Origin of the sequence: Mesorhizobium sp. M0016 (genome assembly GCF_040324035.1) — a bacterium.
Lineage (GTDB): Bacteria > Pseudomonadota > Alphaproteobacteria > Rhizobiales > Rhizobiaceae > Mesorhizobium.
On sequence record NZ_JAMYVM010000003.1, the window covers coordinates 330,464 to 352,424 of the forward strand.

General features: G+C 63.6%; 21 protein-coding genes and 2 pseudogenes. 8 read left to right on the forward strand and 15 right to left on the reverse strand.

The genetic code is table 11. The features are described 5' to 3' along the window. The first annotated feature begins 135 nt into the window (after positions 1-135). Complete coding sequence (locus tag NKJ88_RS06825) at positions 136-1,023, forward strand: DMT family transporter (protein WP_352443821.1); 888 nt, start codon at positions 136-138, stop codon at positions 1,021-1,023. Between the two features lie 52 nt (positions 1,024-1,075). Next, positions 1,076-1,984 carry a DMT family transporter gene (locus tag NKJ88_RS06830; RefSeq protein WP_023685676.1) on the forward strand — a complete coding sequence of 303 codons (909 nt, stop codon included), beginning with the start codon at positions 1,076-1,078 and terminating at the stop codon, positions 1,982-1,984. 134 nt (positions 1,985-2,118) lie between these two features. On the opposite strand, the gene NKJ88_RS06835 is transcribed toward NKJ88_RS06830, so the two are convergent. After that, entirely contained in the window at positions 2,119-2,982 is an 864-nt protein-coding gene (locus NKJ88_RS06835) for a LysR substrate-binding domain-containing protein (protein WP_352443822.1), read from the reverse strand. 102 nt (positions 2,983-3,084) lie between these two features. Here NKJ88_RS06835 and NKJ88_RS06840 point away from each other — a divergent pair, with 102 nt between their 5' ends. Further along, a complete protein-coding gene (locus NKJ88_RS06840) occupies positions 3,085-3,492 on the forward strand; it encodes a tautomerase family protein (RefSeq protein WP_023824147.1) in 408 nt (135 codons plus the stop codon). 167 nt (positions 3,493-3,659) lie between these two features. Then, on the forward strand, positions 3,660-5,882 hold the full coding sequence (locus tag NKJ88_RS06845) for an AMP-binding protein (protein ID WP_023715065.1): 2,223 nt from the start codon (positions 3,660-3,662) through the stop codon (positions 5,880-5,882). Positions 5,883-6,042: 160 nt separating this feature from the next. Here NKJ88_RS06845 and pssA read toward each other — a convergent pair whose 3' ends face one another. From pssA to NKJ88_RS06860, 3 genes are read right to left on the reverse strand one after another with little or no spacing between them, the layout of a single operon-like run. Beyond that, positions 6,043-6,858 carry a CDP-diacylglycerol--serine O-phosphatidyltransferase gene (gene pssA, locus NKJ88_RS06850; RefSeq protein ID WP_023672701.1) on the reverse strand — a complete coding sequence of 272 codons (816 nt, stop codon included), beginning with the start codon at positions 6,856-6,858 and terminating at the stop codon, positions 6,043-6,045. Between the two features lie 3 nt (positions 6,859-6,861). Continuing rightward, on the reverse strand, positions 6,862-7,764 hold the full coding sequence (locus NKJ88_RS06855) for a phosphatidylserine decarboxylase (protein ID WP_348528080.1): 903 nt from the start codon (positions 7,762-7,764) through the stop codon (positions 6,862-6,864). Between the two features lie 42 nt (positions 7,765-7,806). Next, entirely contained in the window at positions 7,807-8,028 is a 222-nt protein-coding gene (locus NKJ88_RS06860; protein ID WP_352443867.1) for a hypothetical protein, read from the reverse strand. Between NKJ88_RS06860 and NKJ88_RS06865 the strand changes: the two genes are divergently transcribed. Continuing rightward, positions 7,936-8,166, forward strand: coding sequence for a lysozyme inhibitor LprI family protein (locus NKJ88_RS06865; RefSeq protein ID WP_352443863.1), 231 nt, complete (start codon positions 7,936-7,938; stop codon positions 8,164-8,166). The two genes, NKJ88_RS06860 and NKJ88_RS06865, sit on opposite strands and share 93 nt — an antisense overlap. Here the strand turns inward: NKJ88_RS06865 and NKJ88_RS06870 are convergent. Further along, positions 8,066-9,766, reverse strand: a complete 1,701-nt coding sequence (locus NKJ88_RS06870) for a DMP19 family protein (protein WP_352443823.1) — start codon at positions 9,764-9,766, stop codon at positions 8,066-8,068. The genes NKJ88_RS06865 and NKJ88_RS06870 overlap by 101 nt on opposite strands. 223 nt (positions 9,767-9,989) lie before the next feature. Here NKJ88_RS06870 and NKJ88_RS32990 point away from each other — a divergent pair. Both NKJ88_RS32990 and NKJ88_RS32995 read left to right on the forward strand, forming a co-directional pair. After that, a pseudogene (locus tag NKJ88_RS32990) lies at positions 9,990-10,496 on the forward strand (SMP-30/gluconolactonase/LRE family protein); the annotation flags it as partial. Between the two features lie 122 nt (positions 10,497-10,618). Next, positions 10,619-10,879: pseudogene (locus NKJ88_RS32995) on the forward strand (SMP-30/gluconolactonase/LRE family protein); the annotation flags it as partial. Here the strand turns inward: NKJ88_RS32995 and NKJ88_RS06880 are convergent. The 4 genes from NKJ88_RS06880 to NKJ88_RS06895 all read right to left on the reverse strand — a co-directional run bounded on the left by NKJ88_RS06880 (position 10,858) and on the right by NKJ88_RS06895 (position 15,675). After that, complete coding sequence (locus NKJ88_RS06880; protein WP_352443824.1) at positions 10,858-11,205, reverse strand: antibiotic biosynthesis monooxygenase; 348 nt, start codon at positions 11,203-11,205, stop codon at positions 10,858-10,860. The pseudogene NKJ88_RS32995 and the gene NKJ88_RS06880 sit on opposite strands and share 22 nt — an antisense overlap. A gap of 284 nt (positions 11,206-11,489) precedes the next feature. Beyond that, positions 11,490-13,370 carry an ABCB family ABC transporter ATP-binding protein/permease gene (locus tag NKJ88_RS06885; protein ID WP_352443825.1) on the reverse strand — a complete coding sequence of 627 codons (1,881 nt, stop codon included), beginning with the start codon at positions 13,368-13,370 and terminating at the stop codon, positions 11,490-11,492. Positions 13,371-13,393: 23 nt separating this feature from the next. Next, the gene (locus tag NKJ88_RS06890; protein WP_023672695.1) at positions 13,394-13,729 is read right to left on the reverse strand and encodes an ArsR/SmtB family transcription factor; all 336 of its coding nucleotides are present in this window, start codon (positions 13,727-13,729) and stop codon (positions 13,394-13,396) included. Between the two features lie 230 nt (positions 13,730-13,959). Continuing rightward, positions 13,960-15,675, reverse strand: coding sequence for a LysM peptidoglycan-binding domain-containing protein (locus tag NKJ88_RS06895; protein WP_352443826.1), 1,716 nt, complete (start codon positions 15,673-15,675; stop codon positions 13,960-13,962). Between the two features lie 125 nt (positions 15,676-15,800). Between NKJ88_RS06895 and NKJ88_RS06900 the strand changes: the two genes are divergently transcribed. Then, positions 15,801-16,412 (forward strand): LOG family protein, encoded by a 612-nt coding sequence (locus tag NKJ88_RS06900; RefSeq protein ID WP_352443827.1) that lies wholly within the window; start codon positions 15,801-15,803, stop codon positions 16,410-16,412. Positions 16,413-16,443: 31 nt separating this feature from the next. Here the strand turns inward: NKJ88_RS06900 and NKJ88_RS06905 are convergent, their stop codons facing one another. The 6 genes from NKJ88_RS06905 to NKJ88_RS06930 form a co-directional block, all read right to left on the reverse strand. After that, positions 16,444-17,130, reverse strand: a complete 687-nt coding sequence (locus NKJ88_RS06905; RefSeq protein WP_352443828.1) for a glutathione S-transferase family protein — start codon at positions 17,128-17,130, stop codon at positions 16,444-16,446. Positions 17,131-17,141: 11 nt separating this feature from the next. Continuing rightward, on the reverse strand, positions 17,142-18,071 hold the full coding sequence (rarD, locus tag NKJ88_RS06910) for an EamA family transporter RarD (protein WP_352443864.1): 930 nt from the start codon (positions 18,069-18,071) through the stop codon (positions 17,142-17,144). Between the two features lie 139 nt (positions 18,072-18,210). Further along, a complete protein-coding gene (gene cimA, locus NKJ88_RS06915; protein WP_023684468.1) occupies positions 18,211-19,827 on the reverse strand; it encodes a citramalate synthase in 1,617 nt (538 codons plus the stop codon). 187 nt (positions 19,828-20,014) lie between these two features. Beyond that, positions 20,015-20,971, reverse strand: a complete 957-nt coding sequence (pip, locus tag NKJ88_RS06920) for a prolyl aminopeptidase (RefSeq protein WP_023727580.1) — start codon at positions 20,969-20,971, stop codon at positions 20,015-20,017. A gap of 8 nt (positions 20,972-20,979) precedes the next feature. Continuing rightward, positions 20,980-21,456 (reverse strand): GFA family protein, encoded by a 477-nt coding sequence (locus tag NKJ88_RS06925; RefSeq protein WP_023684470.1) that lies wholly within the window; start codon positions 21,454-21,456, stop codon positions 20,980-20,982. Continuing rightward, positions 21,453-21,944: a GFA family protein gene (locus NKJ88_RS06930; protein WP_352443829.1), complete on the reverse strand. Its 492-nt coding sequence runs from the start codon at positions 21,942-21,944 to the stop codon at positions 21,453-21,455. The genes NKJ88_RS06925 and NKJ88_RS06930 overlap by 4 nt, the downstream gene beginning before the upstream one ends. Positions 21,945-21,961: the final 17 nt, after the last annotated feature.

Here is a 21,961-nt window from a genome sequence, read left to right on the forward strand (position 1 = left end):
GCTGTCGGCCAGGCTGCGCCAACGCAAGCTTGCCACTGGCGTAGCGCCCCGCAGGCTTTCGCCCGTATAGCCTGCAATGGGAGCCTGTTGGGGCAGGCTTCTTCTTCGTCCTCTTGACAGCGCCGGACACGCCGCATGGCCGATATTGCCATTCTGGAAACCCGCGAAAGGGTGCTTGCCGGCATCCTGTTCACCGGCTGCGCCTATTTTCTGTTTTCGACGCAGGACGCCGCGATCAAGCTTCTGGTCGTCGGCATCAGCGTCTGGCAGATCATGTTCTTCCGCTCGATCGCTGTGCTTGTCGGCTGTGCTGCAATCGGCGGACCGCCCATCTTTGCCGACACAATGCGCTCGCCCATCGTGCGGCCGATGCTGGTGCGCAGCGCCTTCACGCTCGGCGCCTGGCTCTGCTACTACAACGCGGCCCGCTCCCTGCAGCTGGCCGAACTCACCACCATCTATTACGCCGCCCCGATCATCGTCACCGTGCTGTCGGTGGTGATGCTTGGCGAAAAGGTGCCGCTGTTGCGCTGGCTGGCGGTGTTCATCGGCTTCGTCGGCGTCTTCATCGCCTGTGATCCCACTCGTCTCGGCTTGTCCGTGCCGATGCTCTTGGTACTGGCTGCGGCAGTGCTGTGGGGCATTGCCGTGGTGCTGTTGCGCAAGACGGCGCTGGCCGAGCGCACGCTGATCCAGCTTGTGCTCAACAATTTCTACTTCCTGGTGTTTTCCGCGGTGCCGGCGCTGTTGGTCTGGCAGATGCCGGACTGGCGCCAGTTGCTGCTTTTGATCAGCGTCGGCGCGCTCGGCGGCGTGGCGCAATTTATGCTGTTCGAAGGCATGAAGCGGGCGCCGGTGTCGATCGTGGCGCCGTTCGAATACACCTCATTGGTCTGGGCCTTCGGGCTCGGCTTTGCGATCTGGGGCGACGTGCCGCGTCGCGAGGTGTTTCTGGGGGCGGCGTTGATCGTCGGCGCCGGCCTGCTGATCATCGGCAACGAGCATTTCCGCAAGCGGCTATGAGTACCCCCGTACTGACAGCATGGTGGCAGGAGAAGACGGATAGGCTGCTGAGATGACGGAAGCGCTCGACGGCCCAGGCACCACAGATACCGCTGCCGAGCGTACGCTCGGCATTATGCTGGTGGCGGCCTCGGCGGCTTTCTTCGCCCTCACCGGCGTGCTGACCAAATCGATCCACGCCGACCCGCTGACCATCACCTGCTGGCGCGGCTTTGTCGGCGCGATCCTGATCACCTTCTATGTGCTGTGGCGCCGGCGCCGCTCCGGCGGGCCGGAAAGCTTGCGGCTTGGCTGGCGCGGCTGGCTGCTGGCCCTCGAGGGCGCCGCGGCCAGCATCGCCTTCATCTCGGCGTTCAAATTCACCTATGTCGCCAATGTCGCGGTCATCTACGCCACCGCGCCTTTCATCACCGCGCTGCTCGCCTTCGTGCTGGTGCGCGAGCCGTTCCGGGCGCAGACGCTTGCCGCCGCCGCCGTTTCGCTGTGCGGCGTAGCGATCATGGTCGGCTCCGGCTTCGGCAGCGGTCATCTGTTTGGCGATGGGCTCGCGCTGCTGATGACCGCCGGCAGTGCGCTCTACATGATCATGGTGCGCGCCTTCCGCGACACGCCGGTGGTGTGGGCGGGCGCAGTCTCGGCGCTTCTGCTGTTCGTGCTCGGCTGGTTCGTCACCGACCCCCTGGCGATTTCTGCTCGCGACGCCGTGCTGCTCGTCGCCTTCGGAGGATCGTTCGCAGCGGCGTCGATCCTGTGGACGGAAGGCTCGCGGCTGATCCCGGCGCCTGAGTCCGGCCTTCTCGGTGCCGCCGAAGTGCCGTTTGCGATCCTGTTCGCCTTCCTGTTCCTCGGCGAGATCGCGCCGGCCGCCAGCCTGATCGGCGGCGCCATAGTACTCTGCGCGGTTTTCGCCCATGCGGGGCGCGACTGGCTGGCTGCGAGAAAAAGTGCGGCAACCCAATAATTATTTTCCATGTCATGGAACCATCATGCGGATCAGGCAGTTTTATGTGCGACGGGTCACCCCCCAAGTCCCCCCAAACCCCTCGACCCGTCCTCCTCAAAGCCGACCGTAAAGGTCGGCTTTTTCTTTGGACATCAGCCGGCAAAGCCGGGCAAGGCGAGGTTGTCGCTGAGCAGGATGGCAAGATCGCGCGCCGGCCGCTCAGCGCCCTGGCCGAGTTTTATCGCGAATTGCGCTGTCGGCACCGGCGGCAGGGCGAATTCGCGCGGTGCTTCGGCAATGCCTGAATGGGCAAAGCGGGCGGTGCGCAAGGTCAGCGCGATGCCGGCATTGACCGCCGTACGCAAGCCGGCAAGGCTGGCGCTGCCGGCGGCGATGCGGTAGCGGCGGCCGGCAGCATCGAGGGCCGCGAGTGCTGCTTCGCGAAAGCCGCAATAGGGGTCGAGCAGCGCCAGCGGCAATTCCTCTTCCCGCACGGCAAGCCCCTTTTGCGAGCACAGCCACAGCATCGGCTCGCTGAACAGCCCGACTTCGTCATTGGCCGGCGTCTTGCGCATGACAACGGCCAGATCGAGCTGCCCGGCCTGCAGCGCCTCGCCAAGCTCGGCCGAACGGCCGACGCGGAGTTCGGCCCTGACGCGCGGATGGCTGGTCGCGAAGGCACGCAGCAGCTCCGGCAGGCCGCTATCGGCGAAATCCTGTGTCGTGCCGATGGCGACGCGACCAGCGGCACGCGCGCCCTTGAGCGCCAGCCAGGCCTCGCTGTGCACGGCAAGAATGCGGCGGGCATGACCGACAAGATCCTCGCCGGCCGGCGTCAGCCCGCGCCCGCGCCCCTGCGCCACCAGCAGCGGTTCGCCGACGATCTCCTCCAGGCGCTGCATCTGCGCGGTCACCGCCGAGGGCGAGCGGCCGACAACAGACGCAGCCTGAGCCAGCGAGCCGCCATCGACAAAGGCAAGGAAGGTTTTGAGCAGATCGGGATCGAGAGCTTGCATACTTTGATAATACAGAACCTTATGTTCGAGACAATTCGATTTTTTTTGACCCAAAGATGGTGGCATTGTCTCTCCAACGCCGCTCAAACGAAGGAGAGAAAAATGCCCATCATCAACATCAGCGTCACCGGTAAGCCCGACGCCAAGCTGTCCGCCACAATCGCCAAGGAAATCACCGGCCTGACCGCAACCCATCTGCGCAAGGACCCGACGATCACCGCCGTCGCTGTCACCTATATCGACCCGCAGCACTGGTTCGCCGGCGGCAAGTCGCTGGCAGAGCATGGCGCCAATACTTTCTGGCTCGACATCAAGGTGGTCGACGGCACCAACACCAAGCTGGAGCTGGAGGCTTATCTGAAGGCGATCTTCGACACCTTTGGTAAGCTGCTCGGTGGCGTGCATGAGGAGAGCTATGCCTTCGTGCACGAGGTTCCGGCCGCAGCTTATGGGTATGGCGGCAAGAGCCAGGAGTTCCGGTTCATCAGCGGGCGGATCAAGGCGGCTTGAGCCAACGTGAAAGCGCAGCGCCGCCCCTCATCCGCCCTTCGGGGCACCTTCTTCCCGTGAACGGGGAGAAGGAAGAGGCTCTACATTGACCTTGCCCCCCATTGCGTTACCCTCTCCTGCGAAGCGGACGAAGAGCCGCGATACCGGAACGTTGGGAGAGACGCGGCATGATCCTGACACTGGCGCTGCTTGCAGGCCTCGTGCTGGCCTGGCTGCTGATTGGCGCGATCGAGACGTTTCGTCTCGACCTGCGCTTTACCCAGGCGCTACTCTATGTGCCGTTCAAGCTCGCCTACCGGATCGATGACCGGCGCATCCGCATTGCCCGCAACGCGCCGACGCCGGTGATCTATGTGGTCTCGCACCAGTCACGCTTCGAGCCGGCGCTGATGCTGTCGCTGCTGCCCGACGACACGCTGCACATTCTCGACGAGGCCTCGGCGCGCTCGCCCTGGATGGAGCCTTGGCGCGAGCTTGGCCGCACCATCGCCTTCAACGCCGAGCATCTCTTCGTCAGCCGGCGGCTGGTCAGGGTGCTGAAGGGTAAAGGCCGGCTTGCCGTCTATCTGCCCGATGACGTCGAGCCCGATGTGAAGACGTTTCGCCTGTTCCGCGCCGTCACCCGCATCGCCATGCAGGCCGACGCCCGCATCGTGCCGATCTTCGTCACCGGCTCGCGCGACCTGCCGGTTTCCTTGACGCCAAAGAACCGGGCGCCGCGCCACTGGTTCCCAAAACTCTCGATCAGCGTGCTGGAGCCAATGACGATTGCCGAACTGGTGGCGCGCAACCCCGACCAGGCTTCCAACACCAATGCGTTGTTCGACCGCATCGCCGAGGCGCGGCTTTATGGCAGCAACCTCGATCGCGGCCTGTTCCTGGCCATGCGCGATGCCGCGGATCGCACCGGCGCCTCGCATCCGATCATCGAGGATGTGATCAGCGGCTCGCTCAGCTATCGAAAAATGTTCATCGGCGCGCGCGTGCTCGGCCGCCGTTTCCAGGCGGTGGCGGCGCCCGGCGAAGCGGTCGGGGTTTTGCTGCCCAACGCCAATGGCGTGGTGCTGTCCTTCGTCGGCCTGCTCTCGGCCGGCCGGGTAGCGGCGATGATCAACTACACGGCAGGGCCGGCCAGCGTAACCGCCGCGGTGCGCGCGGCAGTCATCCGAACGGTGGTTTCCTCGCGCGCGTTCGTCGAGAAGGCGGCGCTTGCCGACATCATCGCCGCGATCGAGGCCGGCGGCGCCAAAATGCTGTGGCTGGAGGATGTGCGCGCAAGCGTCACGACGCTGGAAAAGCTCGCAGCAGCGGTGCTGTGGCGGTTCCCGCTGCAGCGGCAGGATGCGGCCAAGCCCGCCGCAATCCTGTTCACCTCAGGCTCGGAAGGCACGCCCAAGGCCGTGGTGCTGTCGCACCGCAATCTCCACGCCAACGCCATGCAGGCCGAGGCGCGCATTACCATTTCGCCGTCCGACATCCTGCTCAACGTGCTGCCGGTTTTTCACTCTTTCGGCCTGACCGGCGGTACCATCCTGCCGCTGGTGACCGGGGTGAAACTGTTCCTCTACCCGTCACCGCTGCACTACAAGATCATCCCGGAGATCGCCCGCAAGGTGAAGCCGACCATCATGTTCGGCACCGACACTTTCCTTGCCAACTATGCCCGCACCGCCAAGGATGGCGATTTCTCAAGCCTGCGCTTCGTCGTCGCCGGCGCGGAAGCGGTGAAGCCGGAGACGCGGCGCGTTTATCGCGAGCGCTTCGATGCCTCGATCATCGAGGGGTTCGGGCTGACGGAGGCCGCTCCCGTCGTCGCCGTCAACACCGCCATCCATGGTCGCGACGGCACGGTCGGACGGCTGTTGCCGGCGATGCGCATGAAGCTCGAACCGGTCGAGGGTATCGAGGGTGCCGGCCGCCTGTGGCTCGACGGGCCGAATTTGATGATGGGCTACATGACCGCTGACCGGCCCGGCGAATTGCAGCCGCTGGACGGCTGGCACGACACCGGCGACATCGTCTCGGTCGACCGCGAAGGCTTCATCACCATTCGCGGGCGGGCAAAACGCTTCGCCAAGATCGCTGGCGAGATGGTGTCGTTGGGCGCCGTCGAGATGCTGGTGCAGTCGCTGTGGCCGGAAGAGCGCCACGCCGCGGTGGCGGTGCCGGACAAGAGGCGCGGCGAGCGCATCGTGCTGGTCACCACCGCCGACGACGCCGATCCGGAAGAACTGCGCGCCTTCGGCAAGAAGGCAGGTGCGGCCGAACTGATGGTGCCCAACGACATCGTCAAGGTCGACGAGATCCCGGTGCTGGGTTCCGGTAAGACGGATTATGTCTCGACGCGGAACCTGGCGATCGAGAAGCTGGGGCTGGGCCTGGCGGCTTAGCGTATCTCCCTCCTTGAGGGGGAGATGGCCGGCAGGCCAGAGGGGGTCGCCTCGCGTGAAGCGCCGACGTCCTCTTCGCTCAAACGAGGTCGCGTCCGGGGCGTACCGACCCCCTCTGTCGCTTTCGGCGACATCTCCCCCTCAAGGGGGGAGATAACAACTACCCAATATCCGACGGCGGCACTTTTTCGCCCTCGCGCTTGGCGCGCTTCGAATACGCCCGCACGCTGAAAGGCAGGAAGATGAGATAGCCTGCGACAGAGGCGGTCAGCGTGTACCAGGGATAGGTCATCAACAGCAGGACGTATAGAACGACCGCCAGGATGATCGGCAGCACCTTGTCGCCCGGCACTTTCAGGCTTTTGCCGGAATAGACCGGCAGCCGGCTGACCAGCAGGAAAGCGACCAGCACAGTGAAGCCGGTGGCGACGAATGCCGTCAGGCGGTCCGGCTCGAGACCGAGCCGCAGGAAGGACAGATAGAGCGGCAGCATAACCAGCACGGCGCCGGCCGGCGCCGGCACGCCGACGAAGTATTCGCTCTGCCAGATCGGCCGGTCATGGTCTTCGTCGAGCACGTTGAAGCGCGCCAGCCGCAGGCCACAGGCGATGGTGAACAGAAGAGCTGCGATCCAGCCGAAGGAGCCGGCGCGGTCGAGCAGGAAGGCGTAGAGCACCAGTGCCGGCGCGACGCCGAAATTGACGATGTCGGCCAGCGAATCCATCTGCGCGCCGAATTTGGATGTCGCCTTCAACATGCGCGCCAGGCGCCCGTCTATGCCGTCCAGGAAGGCGGCTAGCAGCACCATCACCACGGCCGGCTCGAAACGGCCCTCGAAGCCGAAGCGGATGCCGGACAGGCCGGCGCAGATGGCAAGCACGGTGACCAGATTAGGCAGCACCATGCGCATCGGAATTTCGCGGATGCGCGGGCCGCCGCTGCCATGGGCCTCGAACTTTTTGAACGGCGCGCCCACCGCTTACGAAATCCTGACGAGCGGGGTTGCGGCGACGCCGCCGAATTCGGCGAGCACGGTTTCGCCGCCGACCGCCGTCTGGCCGACGGCGACGCGCGGCACCGCGGTCGACGGCAGGAAGACATCGACGCGCGAGCCGAAGCGGATCAGGCCAAAGCGTTCGCCGACGGCAATGGAGCCGCCGGTCTCGGCCCAGCAGACGATGCGGCGCGCCACCAGGCCGGCAATCTGCACGGCGACAACGATGCCGTTGGGACTGTCTATGACCAGCCCGTTGCGCTCGTTCTCCGAGCTTGCCTTGTCGAGTTCGGCATTCAGGAACTTGCCCGGCCGGTGCTCGATTTTGGTGATGCGGCCGCGCACGGGAGCACGGTTCACATGGCAGGAGAAGACATTCATGAACACCGAGATGCGGGTCATTTCGGTGTTGCCGAGGCCGAGCTCGCGCGGTGGCACGGCCGGGCCGACCGCCGAGATGACGCCGTCGGCGGGACTGACCACCAGCCTGTCATCGACCGGGGTGACACGCTCGGGGTCACGGAAGAAATAGACGCACCAGGCGGTCAGGATCAGGCCGATCCAGAACAGCACCGAGGAGAAATAGCCGAGGAACAGCGTGCCCGCACCAAAGGCGGCAATGAACGGATAGCCCTCGCGATGGATCGGAACGAAGGCATTCTTGATCGAATCGACAAGGCTCATCGGATGGGGCTCATGGGATGGGGGCGGTCCCTGTTTCAGGTCCGGCCTCAATACCGGAAAGGCTCCGCTGCCGCAACGCAACATTGGGCAAGGCCGCATCGTCCGCAGCCGGCAGGAACGGTGACGTGCTTGCCTGTCGGCTGCTTTGCCGCCAGAATTCGGGCCAACGCCGGCTGAACGCGCGGCGAAAAGGCCGACTGCCATGGCGCCAATTCAGGCAAAACGTATCTTGTTGCCATACGATCGTCAGCCGTGGGTGCCGTTTTGACCGTACTTGTGGCAGCGAGCGACCACGCAGTTGCGCAAGGCAAGCCATCCTTCGACTGCGCCAAGGCCGCCAGCTTGGCGGAAAAGGCCATTTGCGCCGATCCGGTCCTGGCGCAAGCCGATGCCGACGTCGCGAAGAATTATACCGCGCTGCTGAAGAGGCTCGATGCTCATGCCGGGAAGGCGCTGCGGGACGACCAAAGCGATTTCATCGCCTATCGCGATCAGATCGCCGGTTTCAACGAAAGTTCGCCCAAGAACCAACCGATCTCGGCGAATTCCTGCGCGACCGCGCAACCTTCCTGTCCGGCATACGCAAGCCCCCCGATGCAGGTTTGATCGGCACATGGAGCAGCGTGCGCGGCAGCGTCGACATCAAGGCTGTTGGCGGAGGCAAGGTCGAGATCTCGGAAGATGTCGTTTCCAATCCAGTCTCAGGAAGTGGGTCATGCGAGATCGACGGCACGGTCGCAAACCGCAATACGCTTCGACTTGAGGACACCGACGACAACGACAAACCGACTGGATTCGTCTTCACCTTTCGCCGCGACGGCGATGCGCTTGTCGTTGAGCAGAGCGGCGCCGGCAAGGATGGCAAAATCGGAGCCCCTGTCATGCGGTGCCAACGGCCATGCCGATGGCACGTTCTTCCTGACGGAGAAAAAGTAGGCTTGCTGTCGCTAACCCGCCGCAGCGGAGAGATCAAAGTGGGCATTGAGCTCGGCCATAGCGGCCTCAGCGAGGCTTTCATCATCCTTGCCGCGCAAGAGCACACCGCCGTTCCGCAACGATTGGAAAAGGAAGACTTGGCCTGATGCAGCACCACCCAATTCACGATTGCTCCTTCCTGCTTCTGCACCACCGAATTCGCAGAAACGATGGCATCCGTCGGGTCGAAGCCTGCCTTGCGGAGCAGGAGGTCGACGGCGGCGGGAGCATGGTAACGTTCCGCCAGCTCAATGACCGCTGTGATCTCGGGCTCTTCAGCAATGCCAAGCTTGGCGCCAACTTTCCGGGCGTTAGCCGCTAGCGGGCTCTCGCCTGGCGGTATGACAAGCAACTCTTCTGGAGCGATGTACTCGTAGACCGTGACGTGTGTCTCCGTCGCACTGCATAGTCGGGTCTTCTTCGCGCTGGTCTGAAGTTGAAAAACCAGCTGTTTCTCTCCTTCTATGTTCAGCATCCTTGCCATGCCGAACGCGATTTTGATCTCGGGCGGCGCGATCTTGGCGCAGGCAAGGCCGGCCCCGACATCGCGCCAGCTCAAGATCATCTGGCCTGCCAAGCTGCCAACGGACTTATGAAGAAGCCTGCCTTCGCGCTTCGGATTGGCCATCACCAGCCGGTGTATGACGTCGTCGTAATCGTCACTATCGACAACTTGCAGATCAGGCCATGACGCGATCCAGCGCGCCAAAAGGTTTTCCATGGGCGCGGCCTCATCCGCAACGTAGAACGCATGATCAAGTGTATCGAGAAAATCATCCCGCCCGCCCTCGAAGCCCGTCTGCTGGGCGGCTTCGTTGGGATGGTCTGCAATCCAGCTGGACATCTTTTCCAAAGTCGCAAGCTGGCCCTTTGCGCCACAAGCAGTGAGTCCAGCTCGTGCGTTGGCAATCATGGCGCCGATTTCCTGCCCGGCATTGTGGATGAATTGACTATGGCCGCCGTTCTTTACCTCCGAAGAGTACGAGTCGGCATGAAGGACCTGCATCGCCTTGGTGTCGATTTCGGGATAACGATAGAGTCCTTTGGAAACCATCGCTGTGACGAATTGCATGACAGCGAAGACGAGAAAAAACGGCTTTTCATCAGGATCCTCGACGTTCGAACGCAGTACGACGACTGGCAACGGCAGGCCGAATTCCAACTGCTTTCCAGAATCTGATGCCGACTTCTCGGGCGTTTTCTTGGATTTGCGGGAAAAGAAACCGAACATCGAAAATACTCTCTTGGTCGCAAAACTTGCGCGAACGGGTTATTTCCGACGCGACAATATCAGCTGCCCTCAAGGATTAAAGGCACTCTGATCCAGAGGCATCCGCACGATGGTTTGCCGAAATTGTCGACGGTGTCGGGGCGCCACAGATTCATACGTCCTTGGCAGGAAAGCGCTTCGCGACAATGCCGAATTGCGGCGAGTCGACAAACCAGGGTCAGAGATGCCATCCTCGAAATCAGTCGCCCTGAACGCCAAGGTCATTACAGAAGGCCTCGCTTTCGGAGAGTCTCCCCGCTGGCACGACGGACGCCTGTGGCTCTGCAACTGGGGAACCGGAGAGATCGTCGCGGTGGATGAGGACGGCGGGAACCAGGTGATGCTCACCGTGCCGGCCATCCTGCCCTATTCGATCGACTGGTTGCCGGATGGCCGATTGCTGATCGTCTCGGGTCGGGATGGCTTGTTGCTGCGGCAGGAGGCGGATGGAACGCTGGCCACCCATGCCGATCTTCGGTCGCTGTCAAACAGCCCGTGGAACGAGATCGTCGTCGACGGGCGCGGCAACATCTATGTCAATGGCGGCGGGTCGGCGCCTGCACCGGGCGAGCATTTCGGGCCCGGCACCATCGTGCTGATCACGCCCGACGGCTCGGTTCGACAAGTGGCCGAGAACATCGCTTTCGCCAACGGCATGGCGGTGACGCCGGACAACAGGACACTGATCGTGGCGGAGTCGCATGCCAACCGGCTGACCGCCTTCGATATCGCGGAGGATGAGGGGCTTTCCACCGCCGGGTCTGGGCCGATCTCGATGGCTTTCCCGACGGCGTCTGCCTCGATGCCGAAGGAACTGCCTGGTATGCGGATGTTCCCAACAAACGCTGTGTGCGGGTGCGCGAAGGTGGCGAGGTGTTGCAGACAGTCGATGCCGATCGCGGCTGCTTTGCCTGCATGCTGGGCGGGCCGGATGGCACGACACTGTTCATCGTCGCCGCCGAATGGCGTGGTTTCGAGAACATGATCAGCGATGTCCGCACCGGCCAGGTGCTGAGCGTCGAGGCGCCAGCACCTGGCACGGGCTGGCCCTCCTACATCTCAGGCAGACGCTGATAGTTGGCGATATCGGCCTTCACACCCAGCCGGGCAATGGTCTCCTGCGGGTTGAAGCCCGCCCGCTCGTGGGCCGCCTTGACGATCGGCACGACATTGTCGACGGCCGCCTGGTTTTCCCATTCGACAATGGTGACCAGGTTGAACTCACCCGGACCCGAAAATTGCTCGAGCACGAAATCCTGGACGAAGCCTTGCTGCAGACGCAGCAATTCATGAGTCGCCCTGACCTTGCGAAGGATTTCTTCACGGGCCTCGGCAGGAACGACGAATTTGTCGACCCTGAACACGGCTTCACTGGTAAACTGTTGATTGAGTTGATCCATTTCAATCTGTCTCCGTTCTTGAACGACTTGGGTTCGGTGGCTCAGGAACGGTTTGCGATCTCAACTTAGGTTGAGGTCAAGGGGAAATTTTCGGTGGTGATGATGGCGACGACGCTGCATATCTCCCCCCTTGAGGGGGAGATGGCCGGCAGGCCAGAGGGGGTCGGTTCGACTGGATGCGCGCCCCTTGCGACCGATGAAGGTTAGCGCTCCACGCGCGGCGACCCCCTCTGTCGCCTTCGGCGACATCTCCCCCTCAAGGGGGGAGATTGGCGCTCCGCCGCCTAGCTCACCTCCGAAGTCCGCCTGCGCACAATCACACCCAGCTCATCGCTCTCGCGTGCAACTCGAAGCCTCTCTTCGGCTTCTGTCGCTTCGCGCTGGCGGTCCCACATCGACGCGTAGAGGCCATGCTTTTGCATCAGCTCGGCATGGGTGCCGCGCTCGGCGATCTCGCCGTCCTTGAGCACGATGATCTCGTCGGCGGTGATCACCGTCGACAACCTATGCGCAATGACGATGGTGGTGCGGCCCTTGCTGACCAGGTCGAGGGCGGCCTGGATTTCCTGTTCGGTGTGGCTGTCCAGCGCCGAGGTCGCCTCGTCGAGCATCAGGATCGGCGGCGCCTTCAAAATCGTGCGGGCAATCGCCACGCGCTGCTTTTCGCCGCCCGACAGCTTTAGCCCGCGCTCACCGACCATCGAGCGATAACCTTCCGGCAGCCGTTCGATAAACGGGCCGATCTGGGCAAGCTCGGCGGCTTTCTGCATATCCTTTTCGCTGGCACCGATGCGGCCGTAACGGATGTTGTAGGCGATGGTGTCGTTGAACAGCACGGTGTCCTGCGGCACCATGCCGATCGCGCCGCGCAGGCTCTGCTGGGTCACATCCCTGACATCCTGGCCGTCGATCAGCACCTGACCGCCCTGGACGTCGTAGAAGCGGAATAGCAGCCGCGAAATCGTCGACTTGCCGGCGCCGGACGGTCCGACAATGGCGACCGTCTTGCCGGCCGGCACCTCGAAGGAGACACCTTTCAGGATCTTGCGGTTCGGATCATAGGCAAAATGCACGTCGCGGAACTCGACCTTGCCGGCTGTAACGGCGAGTGGCTTGGCATCGGGCTTGTCGGTGATCTCCTGCGGCACATCGAGCAGGTCGAACATCTGCTCGATGTCGGTCAGCCCCTGGCGGATTTCGCGGTAGATGAAGCCGATGAAATTGAGCGGCACCGAAAGCTGCATCAGCATAGCGTTGATGAAGACGAAGTCGCCGACCGTCTGCGTGCCGGCCTGCACCTCCAGCGCCGACATGCACATGACGATGACGGTGCCGAGACCGAAGATGATGCCCTGGCCGAAATTCAGCCAGCCGAGCGAGGTCCATATCCTGGTCGCCGCCATTTCATAGCGCGCCATCGAACGGTCGAAGCGCTCAGCCTCCATACCCTCGTTGTTGAAGTATTTGACGGTCTCGTAGTTGAGCAGCGAGTCGATCGCCTTGGTGTTGGCGTCGGTGTCGCTGTCGTTCATGTCGCGGCGGATCGAGATGCGCCAGTCGCTGGCGCGCACCGTGAACCAGACGTAGAGCCACACCGTGGCCGCCACCACGACCACATATTTCCAGCCATAAGTGTAGGCGAAGATGCCGGTGGTCAGCGCGAATTCGAGGATGGTCGGCGCCGTGTTCAGCATGATGAAGCGCACGATCGTCTCGATGCCCTTGGTGCCGCGCTCGATGATGCGCGACAGGCCGCCGGTGCGGCGCTCGAGGTGAAAGCGCAGCGACAGCTGGTGCATGTGAACGAAGGTGCGGAACGCAAGCTGGCGCACCGCATACTGGCCAACGCGGGCAAACAGCGCATCGCGCAGCTGGTTGAAGCCGAGTTGCACCAGCCGCACGACATTGTAGGCGACGACCAGCATCACCGGCGCCAGCAGGAAGGACGGCAGCGGCGGCGGCGATTTGGCGTCACCGGCCAGAGAATCGGTCGCCCATTTGAAGAAGTACGGCCCGGCAACCAGTGTCAGCTTGGCAACGACCAGAAGCAGCGTTGCCCAGGTGACGCGTGCCCTGAGATCGGCGCGGTCGGCCGGCCACATATAGGGCCACAGATTGCGCAAGGTGCCGAAGGTCGAGCTATCGGAAACGGTTTTTTCTGCCACTTTTCTTGCCTTTTGGTGAGAGATCAGCGGCCGGAGCAGCAGGAATTGACGAGTGCGGTCAGCGATGCGGAAACGTCGGCGAGCGCGGCGCGGTCGAGTTGATAGCGCGAGCGCTGGCGGTCGGGCTCGAAGCGGACCAAGCCTGCTTCGACCAGGATTTTCAGATGCTGGGAGACCGTCGACTGCGCGAGGTCGAGATGGTCGACAACCTCACGGCAGCAGCAGGAGCGGCTGGCCGACAGATGTCTAAGGATCTCGATGCGCGCCGGGTGCGAGAGTGCGGCGAAGCGAGCGGCAACGGCGCGGCTTTGGGGCGGTGCGCAGTTTGCGTGGTCTGGTTCAGCGAGCGAGTCTGCCATCGTTCATCGGCGATAGACGATGAACGGGTGCGTGGCAAGCTAACCCGATGGGTAGAGCGACCTAATCTCCCCCCTCGAGGGGGAGATGTCGCCGAAGTCGACAGAGGGGGTCGGTACGTCCTGACGCAACGTCGTTTGCAGCAAAGAGAAGGTCGGCGTTCTATGCGCGGCGACCCCCTCTGGCCTGCCGGCCATCTCCCCCTCAAGGGGGGAGATCAAGCGCTCGGCCGCTACTGCGTCTTCACCGGCGCCGTTGTCACCTGCTCGCCCATCGCCTTGAGGTCGGCGGCTTCGCCTTCCTTGGACTTTTCCGGAACCTTGAACACCTGCCCCGGCCAGATGCGGTCGGGATCGCTGATCTGGTCCTGGTTGGCGAGATAGATGGTCGAGAAGCGCACGCCGTGACCGTAGACGCGCCGTGAGATCCGCCACAGCGTGTCGTGCCTGCGGATGATGACCGCGCCGTCTGCATGTTCGAGCTTTGGCGCCACCGTCTCGGGAACGTCGGGCGTTGCCGCCGCGACGACGGCTGGAGCCTCAGCGGCGGGCGCTGCCGGTGCCGCAGGTGCCCCGGCAACCGCCGGGGCAGCCGGAGCCGGCGCTTCAGCCGCCGGTGCGGCTGGTGCGGATGCGGCAGCAGCCGGTGCGGGCTTCGCAGGGGCAGCCGCGACAGTGGCTGGCGCCGCAGGCTCCGGAGCGGCCGGTGCTTCGGCAGCAGCCGGTGCGGCCGGCTCAGCAGGCTTTGCTTCGGCGGGCTTGGTCTCGGCGGGCTTGGCCTCCGCGGGCTTGGCCTCCGCGGGCGCTACAGCGGCGATCGCCTCGCCGGGTTCGCGCTCGAACGGCACGGCGGCACGCGCTACCACCTTCACGCCGTCGGCATCGAGACCGTCGACATGGATGGTGTAGTTGCCGACCGGGATATCGCGCGTTGCCTCGACCAGGAAATGACCGTCGGGCGAGGTCACCGCATCGCCAAGCAGGATATCGTTGGCATAGGCGCGCACCTTGCGGCCGGCGTCAGCCAGACCGGCAACGAAGATCTTGTTGCCGTCGATCTCGACCGCTTCGACGACGATCTTGGGTTCAGCCACGGCGGCAGCCGGCGGCGTTGCAGGTAATGCTGGCGCTGCAGGGGCAGTTGCGGCTTCCACAGCCGGAGCAGCAGGTGCTGTTTCAGCGGGAGCGGCAGGCGCTGCCGCGGCCACGGCAGGCGCTGCCGTAGCAGGCGCCTCAGCGGCTGGGGCAGCAGCCTGATCGCCGGCGGCCGGTGCCGCGGGCTTGGTCTCAGGCGCCGGGACGCTAAGCAGCTCGGCCGGCTTGCCGGGTTCCTCGACCATCGCCAGCACCTGGCCGGCGGCGTCCTTGGGAACCGAAACGACGGCGGTCTGCACCGAAGGCGTAACCACTTCGCCGGTCGTCGAGCGCAGCGCAATCGTATAGTCGCCGGGCTTCAGTGGATCGTCGAGGACGATGACGAAGGCGCCGTCCGGACCGGCGACCGTCGAGCCGAGCACCGTCGAGCCGTTGAGAATCTCCACCTTCGCATTCGGGGCCGCATTGCCGGCAATGACGATCGAGCCATTGCCTTCGACGCGCACGACGTCGAAGCTCGGCGCAACCGGGCCGGCCGTGGCCGGCGCGGGAGTTGCTGGGGCTGCAGCCGGCGCGGCAGGTGCCGCCGGAGCCGCAGCTTCGGTCGCGGGAGCGGTTGCGTCCGCAGGTGCAGCCGGAGCCTTGACATCGGCGGGCGCGGCAGGCGCCGGCGGCAGCCTTCCCTCGGTCCCGGAATCGGCCGGCTTCTCAGCCGGCGGCGTCAGCGCTGCAATCTCCGCTGGCGGCTTGGGGTTGAGATACGGGTCGAGTGCGCCCGATACATAGGCGGTTCCGACGATCGCGACGGTCCCACCCGCCGCGAACAGAAACGCCTTCAATGGATTAACAGCCATATTTCCCCTACCCCTTAGCCACCTGAAGCCGGTCTAGCGTGTTTTGCCGGCACCGACAAGAAAAAGCCCGGGCTTGTCAGCCCTTGGGGCTTGACCCCGCATTCAGACCCAATCACCAATCACGAATGAACACGATTCGATCCGTCTGCGTCTATTGCGGCTCGTCTCCGGGCCGCGATGAAATCTATGCCAAGGCCGGGCACCTGCTTGGCCGCTCGCTCGCCAAAGCCGGCCTGCGGCTGGTCTATGGCGGCGGCACCAAAGGCATTATGGGCGCAGTCGCCGAAGGCGCGCTCAAGGCCGGCGGCAAGGTAACGGGCATCATTCCGCGCTTCCTCATCAACAAGGAGGCGACCGAAACCGCGCTTGACCGGCTCGACGAGTTGCTGATCACCGACAACATGCACGAGCGCAAGCACAAGATGTTCGAGAAATCCGACGCCTTTGTGGCGCTGCCCGGCGGCATCGGCACGGTCGAGGAAATCGTCGAGATCATGACCTGGGGCCAGCTCGGCCATCACCGCAAGCCGATCGTCTTCGCCAACGTTCAAGGATTCTGGGATCCGATGCTGGCGCTGCTCGACCATATGGCCAGCGAAGGCTTCATCCACACCGCGCAACGGGTCATGCCGCTGGTGGTCGAAGACCCCGAGGCCATCGTCGCCGCCATCATGGTGGCGGGGTCGTCGGTCGATGCGCCGACGGAAGGCGTGCAGTCGGTGATTGATAAGATGTGATAGTGACTAGTGAGAGAGGCCCCGCTGCCCATCACGCCGTAGCGCGAAGATCCTCGACGATGGTGCCGGCGGCAGCGACCTCCGCCTCATGGTCCGGCTCCCGCCAGGTCTCGGCGAGACCCGCCCCATACCATTCCTGCATGGCCGGCAGGCCAAGCAATTGCGGCGGATAGGCTGCAGCTGCCCCTTCGAAAGACAGCCCATAGGATAGCACACGGAACGCCACCGGAGCAAAGAAGGCGTCGACGGCGGTAAAATGGCCGCCGGCAAGGAACGGCCCGCCGAACCGGGCAAGGCCATCGTTCCAGAGATCGCCCAAACGGAACAGATCCTGCTTAAGCGCGTCCGACATCGGCAACGGTTTTACCCGCAAGCCGCAATTCATCGGGCATGCGCCGCGCAAGGCCGTGAAACCAGAATGCATTTCGGCGGCGGCCGAGCGCGCCCAGGCTCGCGCCTTGGCCTCGGCAGGCCACACGCCATGGTGGCGCTCGGCGAGATACTCGGCAATAGCCAGCGAATCCCAGACAGCCCAGCCGTCATCCACCAGGCAAGGCACGCGCCCGCTGGGCGAGAACGCCCGGTAGAGATCGAAACTGGGCCCGGTCGGAAACGGCGTCAATTGCTCCTCGAACGGAATGTCGAGGGTGCGCATCAGCACCCATGGCCGCAGCGACCATGACGAATAGTTCTTGTTGGCGATATGCAGCACGTACATCGAAAGGCTCCCTACTTCGGGGCCAACGCCACCGGGCGGATTTCACGGCCACGAAACATCGACCAGGAATACATCGCCAATGCCGCCCAGATCAGCGCAAAGGCAATTGCTTGCGTGGTGCCGAACGGCTCGTCGAAAATCAGCACGGCGATCAGGAACACCATGGTCGGTGCGATGTACTGCATGATGCCGATGGTGGAGAGGCGCAGAAGCTTGGCGCCGAAGGCGAACAGAAGCAGCGGCACCGAGGTGACTGGCCCGCAGCCGATGAGCAAAGCCATATCGGTGCCGTTGCTGGAGATGAAATGGTCCTGGCCGTTGACGACCAGGAAGACGATGTAGGCAAGCGCCGGCACCGACAGCAAAAGCACTTCGAGCAGAAAGCCCTGGCTCGGGCCGATCGGCAGCGTCTTGCGGAAGAACCCATAGGCAGCGAAGGAAAACGCCAGCGCCAGCGACACCCAGGGCAATTTGCCGGCGTCAACGGTGAGCACGGCAACGGCGATCGCCGCCAGTGCCACGGCCGCGATCTGCAGCCGGTCGAGCTTCTCGCCGAGAAGAGCCGCGCCGACGACGATGCTGACCAGTGGGTTGATGTAATAGCCGAGCGCCGTCTCGACGGTGCGGTCGACCGAGATCGCCCAGACATAGATGGCCCAATTGACGGAGATCAGGGTCGCCGTCAACGCCGCCATGGCGATGCTGCGTGGTGAGCGGATTGCCCCCTTGAAATCGGCGGTCCGACCGGCCCAGACCAGCACTGCAGCAGCAATCGGCACCGACCAGACGATGCGGTGGGCGATCACCTCGATCAGCGGCAGATGCGCAACCGCCTTCATGTAGAAGGGCAACAGCCCCCATAGCAGATAAGCGCCGAGCGCGAGGAGAAAGCCGTTGCGGGCTTTGGAGTCGGCGTCGGGCTGGATCGTGTCGCTGGCCATGGCAAACGCTATGGCCCAGTGGGCCATCCAAAACCATCGCAAAATTATGATGGATCAATGGACTTCCGCTGATGGTTCAAGGGGCGGCGCCAGTTCCTCGCCCCACTTCGGGGGGGCGAGAAACCCACGTCTTGCAACCCTACTCCGCCGCCACCAATCCCGCCATGTCGCGGTTCTTCATCAGCTTGTAGACGATCGAATCCATCAGCGCCTGGAAGGAGGCGTCGATGATGTTTTCCGACACGCCGACCGTCCACCAGCGTGCGCCGGTGCCGTCATGCGATTCGATCAGGACGCGAGTGATCGCCTCGGTGCCGCCATTGAGGATACGCACCTTGAAATCGGCGAGCTCCATGTCGGCGATCTCGCTCTGGAATTTGCCGAGGTCCTTGCGCAACGCGATGTCGAGCGCGTTGACCGGGCCGTGGCCTTCGGCCACCGACATCTTCTCCTCGCCCTCGACCATCACCTTGACGATGGCTTCGGAGACCGTCTTCAACTGGCCGTTGGCATCGAAGCGGCGCTCGACCATGCAGCGGAACGAAGTGACGTTGAAGAACTCCGGCAGGCCGTGCAGCATTTTGCGCGCCAACAGCTCGAAGGAGGCATCGGCGCCCTCATAGGCGTAGCCCTCGGCCTCGCGCTCCTTGACCACCGAGATCAGCGCATCGAGACGATGGTCGTCTCTGGGCACATCGATGCCGCGCCGCTTCAGCTCGGCGAGGAAATTGGCCTTGCCGCCCTGGTCCGAAACCATAACGCGGCGGCGGTTGCCTACCGCCTCGGGCGGCACATGTTCATAGGTCGCCGGCTCCTTGGCCAGTGCGGAGGCATGGATGCCGGCCTTGGTGGCGAAGGCTGAGGCGCCGACATAGGGCGCCTGCGCTTCCGGAGCACGGTTCAGCAATTCGTCGAAGGCGCGGGAAAGCCGGGATATCCCGGTCAGCGCCTCGGCCGAGATGCCGGTTTCAAACCGATCGGCGAAGGCCGGCTTCAGCGCCAGCGTCGGTACGATCGAGACCAGATTGGCGTTGCCGCAGCGCTCGCCGATGCCGTTCAGCGTGCCTTGGATCTGGCGCACGCCGGCCTCGACGGCGGCGAGCGAATTGGCCACCGCTTGGCCGGTGTCGTCATGGGCATGGATGCCGAGATGGCCGCCCGGAATACCTGAAACAATGACCTTGTCGACGATGGCGCGCACTTCCGAGGGCTGCGTGCCACCATTGGTGTCGCACAACACCACCCAGCGCGCGCCGGCATCATAGGCGGTCCTGGCGCAGGCCAGTGCGTAGTCCGGATTGGCCTTGAAGCCGTCGAAGAAATGCTCGCAATCGACCATCGCTTCCTTGCCGGCGGCAACAGCTGCTTCGACCGACGCGTTGATCGAGTCGAGGTTTTCCTCATTGGTGCAGCCGAGCGCGACGCGGACATGATAGTCCCAGCTCTTGGCGACGAAGCAGATGGCGTCGGACTTGGACTGCACGAGCGCTGCCAGGCCCGGGTCGTTGGACGCCGACACGCCTGCCCGCTTGGTCATGCCGAAGGCGACGAACTTTGCCTTCGCCGTGCGCTTCTGCTGGAAGAAGGCGGTGTCGGTCGGATTGGCGCCGGGATAGCCGCCTTCGACATAGTCCATGCCGAACTCATCGAGCAGCTTGGCAATCGCGATCTTGTCCTCGACGGAAAAGTCGATGCCCGGCGTCTGCTGGCCATCGCGGAGGGTTGTGTCGAAGAGATAGAGGCGTTGTTTGGTCATTGTTCTGTTGGCGCGCGAGCACCCCCCTCTGGCCTGCCGGCCATCTCCCCCTCAAGGGGGGAGATCGGCAGCTTTAGCGTCGGATCTTTTCCCGCAGCGACGGAGATTTGCGAAAGGCCCGATGACAGGCAATCTCCCCCCTTGAGGGGGAGATGTCCGGCAGGACAGAGGGGGGTGCCACGCGCTGTCATTTCCCCGCAAACCCATCCGTCGCGCGTATCAGCCGATCCAGAATCCCCGGCTCCGAATAGGAATGGCCGGCGCCTTCGATGAGGTGGAAATCCGCCTTCGGCCAGGCCTTGTGCAGGGCCCAGGCATAGCGCGCCGGGCACGGCATGTCGTAGCGGCCGTGGACGATTGTGCCGGGAATATCCGCGAGCTTATGGGCATCGCGCAGAAGCTGCCCCTCCTCCAGCCAGCCGGCGTGGACGAAATAGTGGTTCTCGATGCGGGCAAAGGCGATGGCGAAGTCGTCTTCGCCGAACTTGTCGCTGGTCTCCGGCTCCGGTAGCAGCGTGATCGTCTCACCTTCCCACAGGCTCCAGGCAAGGGCGGCTTCCAGCTGCGCCTTGCCATCGGCGCCGACCAACCGCCTGCGGTAAGCGGCCATCATGTCGCCGCGCTCGGCTTCAGGAATTGGCGCCAGGAAACGCTCCCATTTGTCGGGGAACATCTCGGAGACGCCGAACTGATAGTACCATTCGAGTTCGGCGCGGGTCAGCGTGTAGATGCCGCGCACGACAAGCTCGCTGACGCGATTAGGATGCGTCTCGGCATAGGCCAGCGCCAGCGTCGAGCCCCACGAGCCGCCGAACACCAGCCATTTTTCGAAGCCGCACATCTCACGCAGCCGCTCGATGTCGGCAACCAGGTGCCAGGTGGTGTTGGCCTCGAGCGAGGCGTTGGGTGTCGATTTCCCGCAGCCGCGCTGGTCGAACAGGATGACGTCGTAAAGCTTCGGGTCGAACAATTGCCGATGTTTTGGCGAGAAGCCGCCGCCGGGACCGCCATGCAGGAAAACGGCCGGCTTGGCGCCCCTGGTTCCGGAGCGCTCCCAGTAGATATGATGGCCGTCGCCGACATCGAGCATGCCGGACTCGAACGCATCGATCTCTGGATAAAGAGTACGAAGTTCACTGTTCATTTCATTGCTCATATCTTCAGGCCGTGCGCGGGCCAGTCCGTGGTTTCGTGGTCGGGATGCTGGAACGAGATGATCTGCTCCTGGCGGGAGTAGAAATCCGGATCCTGATGCACGGGCTGGTCAAAGATCGTTTCCACCCAAGGCAATCGGACCGCGTAGTTGACCTGGATCTGCGGCGCCAGATCGGAGCGGTCGTCGAAGGCGCCGATGGCGATCTCCAGTGCGCCAGGTTGGCGATAGGTCAGCGGTGTACCGCAGCGGGCACAGAAGCCGCGATCGATGTTGACCGACGACTGGAAGTAGGTCGGCTCCTCGCGCACCCATTCGACGCCATCCTTGGGCACTGTCACCAGGGCGCCGAAAAACGACCCGAACTGTTTCTGGCACATGCGGCAATGGCAGATGGACGCCCGGCCAAGCTTGCCCTTGATGCGGAAACGGACGGCGCCGCACTGGCAGCCGCCGGTTCGAACTTCATCGGTCATAACTTTTCCTCTGGCGGCCATTGTTCGGTGTCATGATCGGGATGCTGGTAGGAGACAAGCTCGGCAAGATAAGGCGCCGACGACATGTCGGCCATCGTGTCCTCGCCCGGCAATTGCGGAAGGGTGTCGACATAAGGCAGTTTTGCCTCGGTGCCCCACTGGATCAGCGGCACGATTTCGGCCGGATTGTCGAAGGCGCCAATGGCAAGGCCGACGCCGTCGGGCGCGGTAAAGGTCAGCGGCGTGCCGCAATTGGCGCAAAAGCCACGATCGACATGGCTGGACGAGGCGAAATATTTCGGTTCGCCGCGCGTCCAGTCGAGTTTGGCGCCACGCACCGAGACCAGGGGCGCGTAAAATGAGCCGAACGCCTTCTGGCACATGCGGCAATGGCAGATCGAGGCGTCACCCAGCGCACCCTCGACGCGAAAGCGCACCGCGCCGCACTGGCAGCCACCGGTGTAGATCGGCCGGTTGTCGAGGCTCATGGCGTCTCACTCCGTTT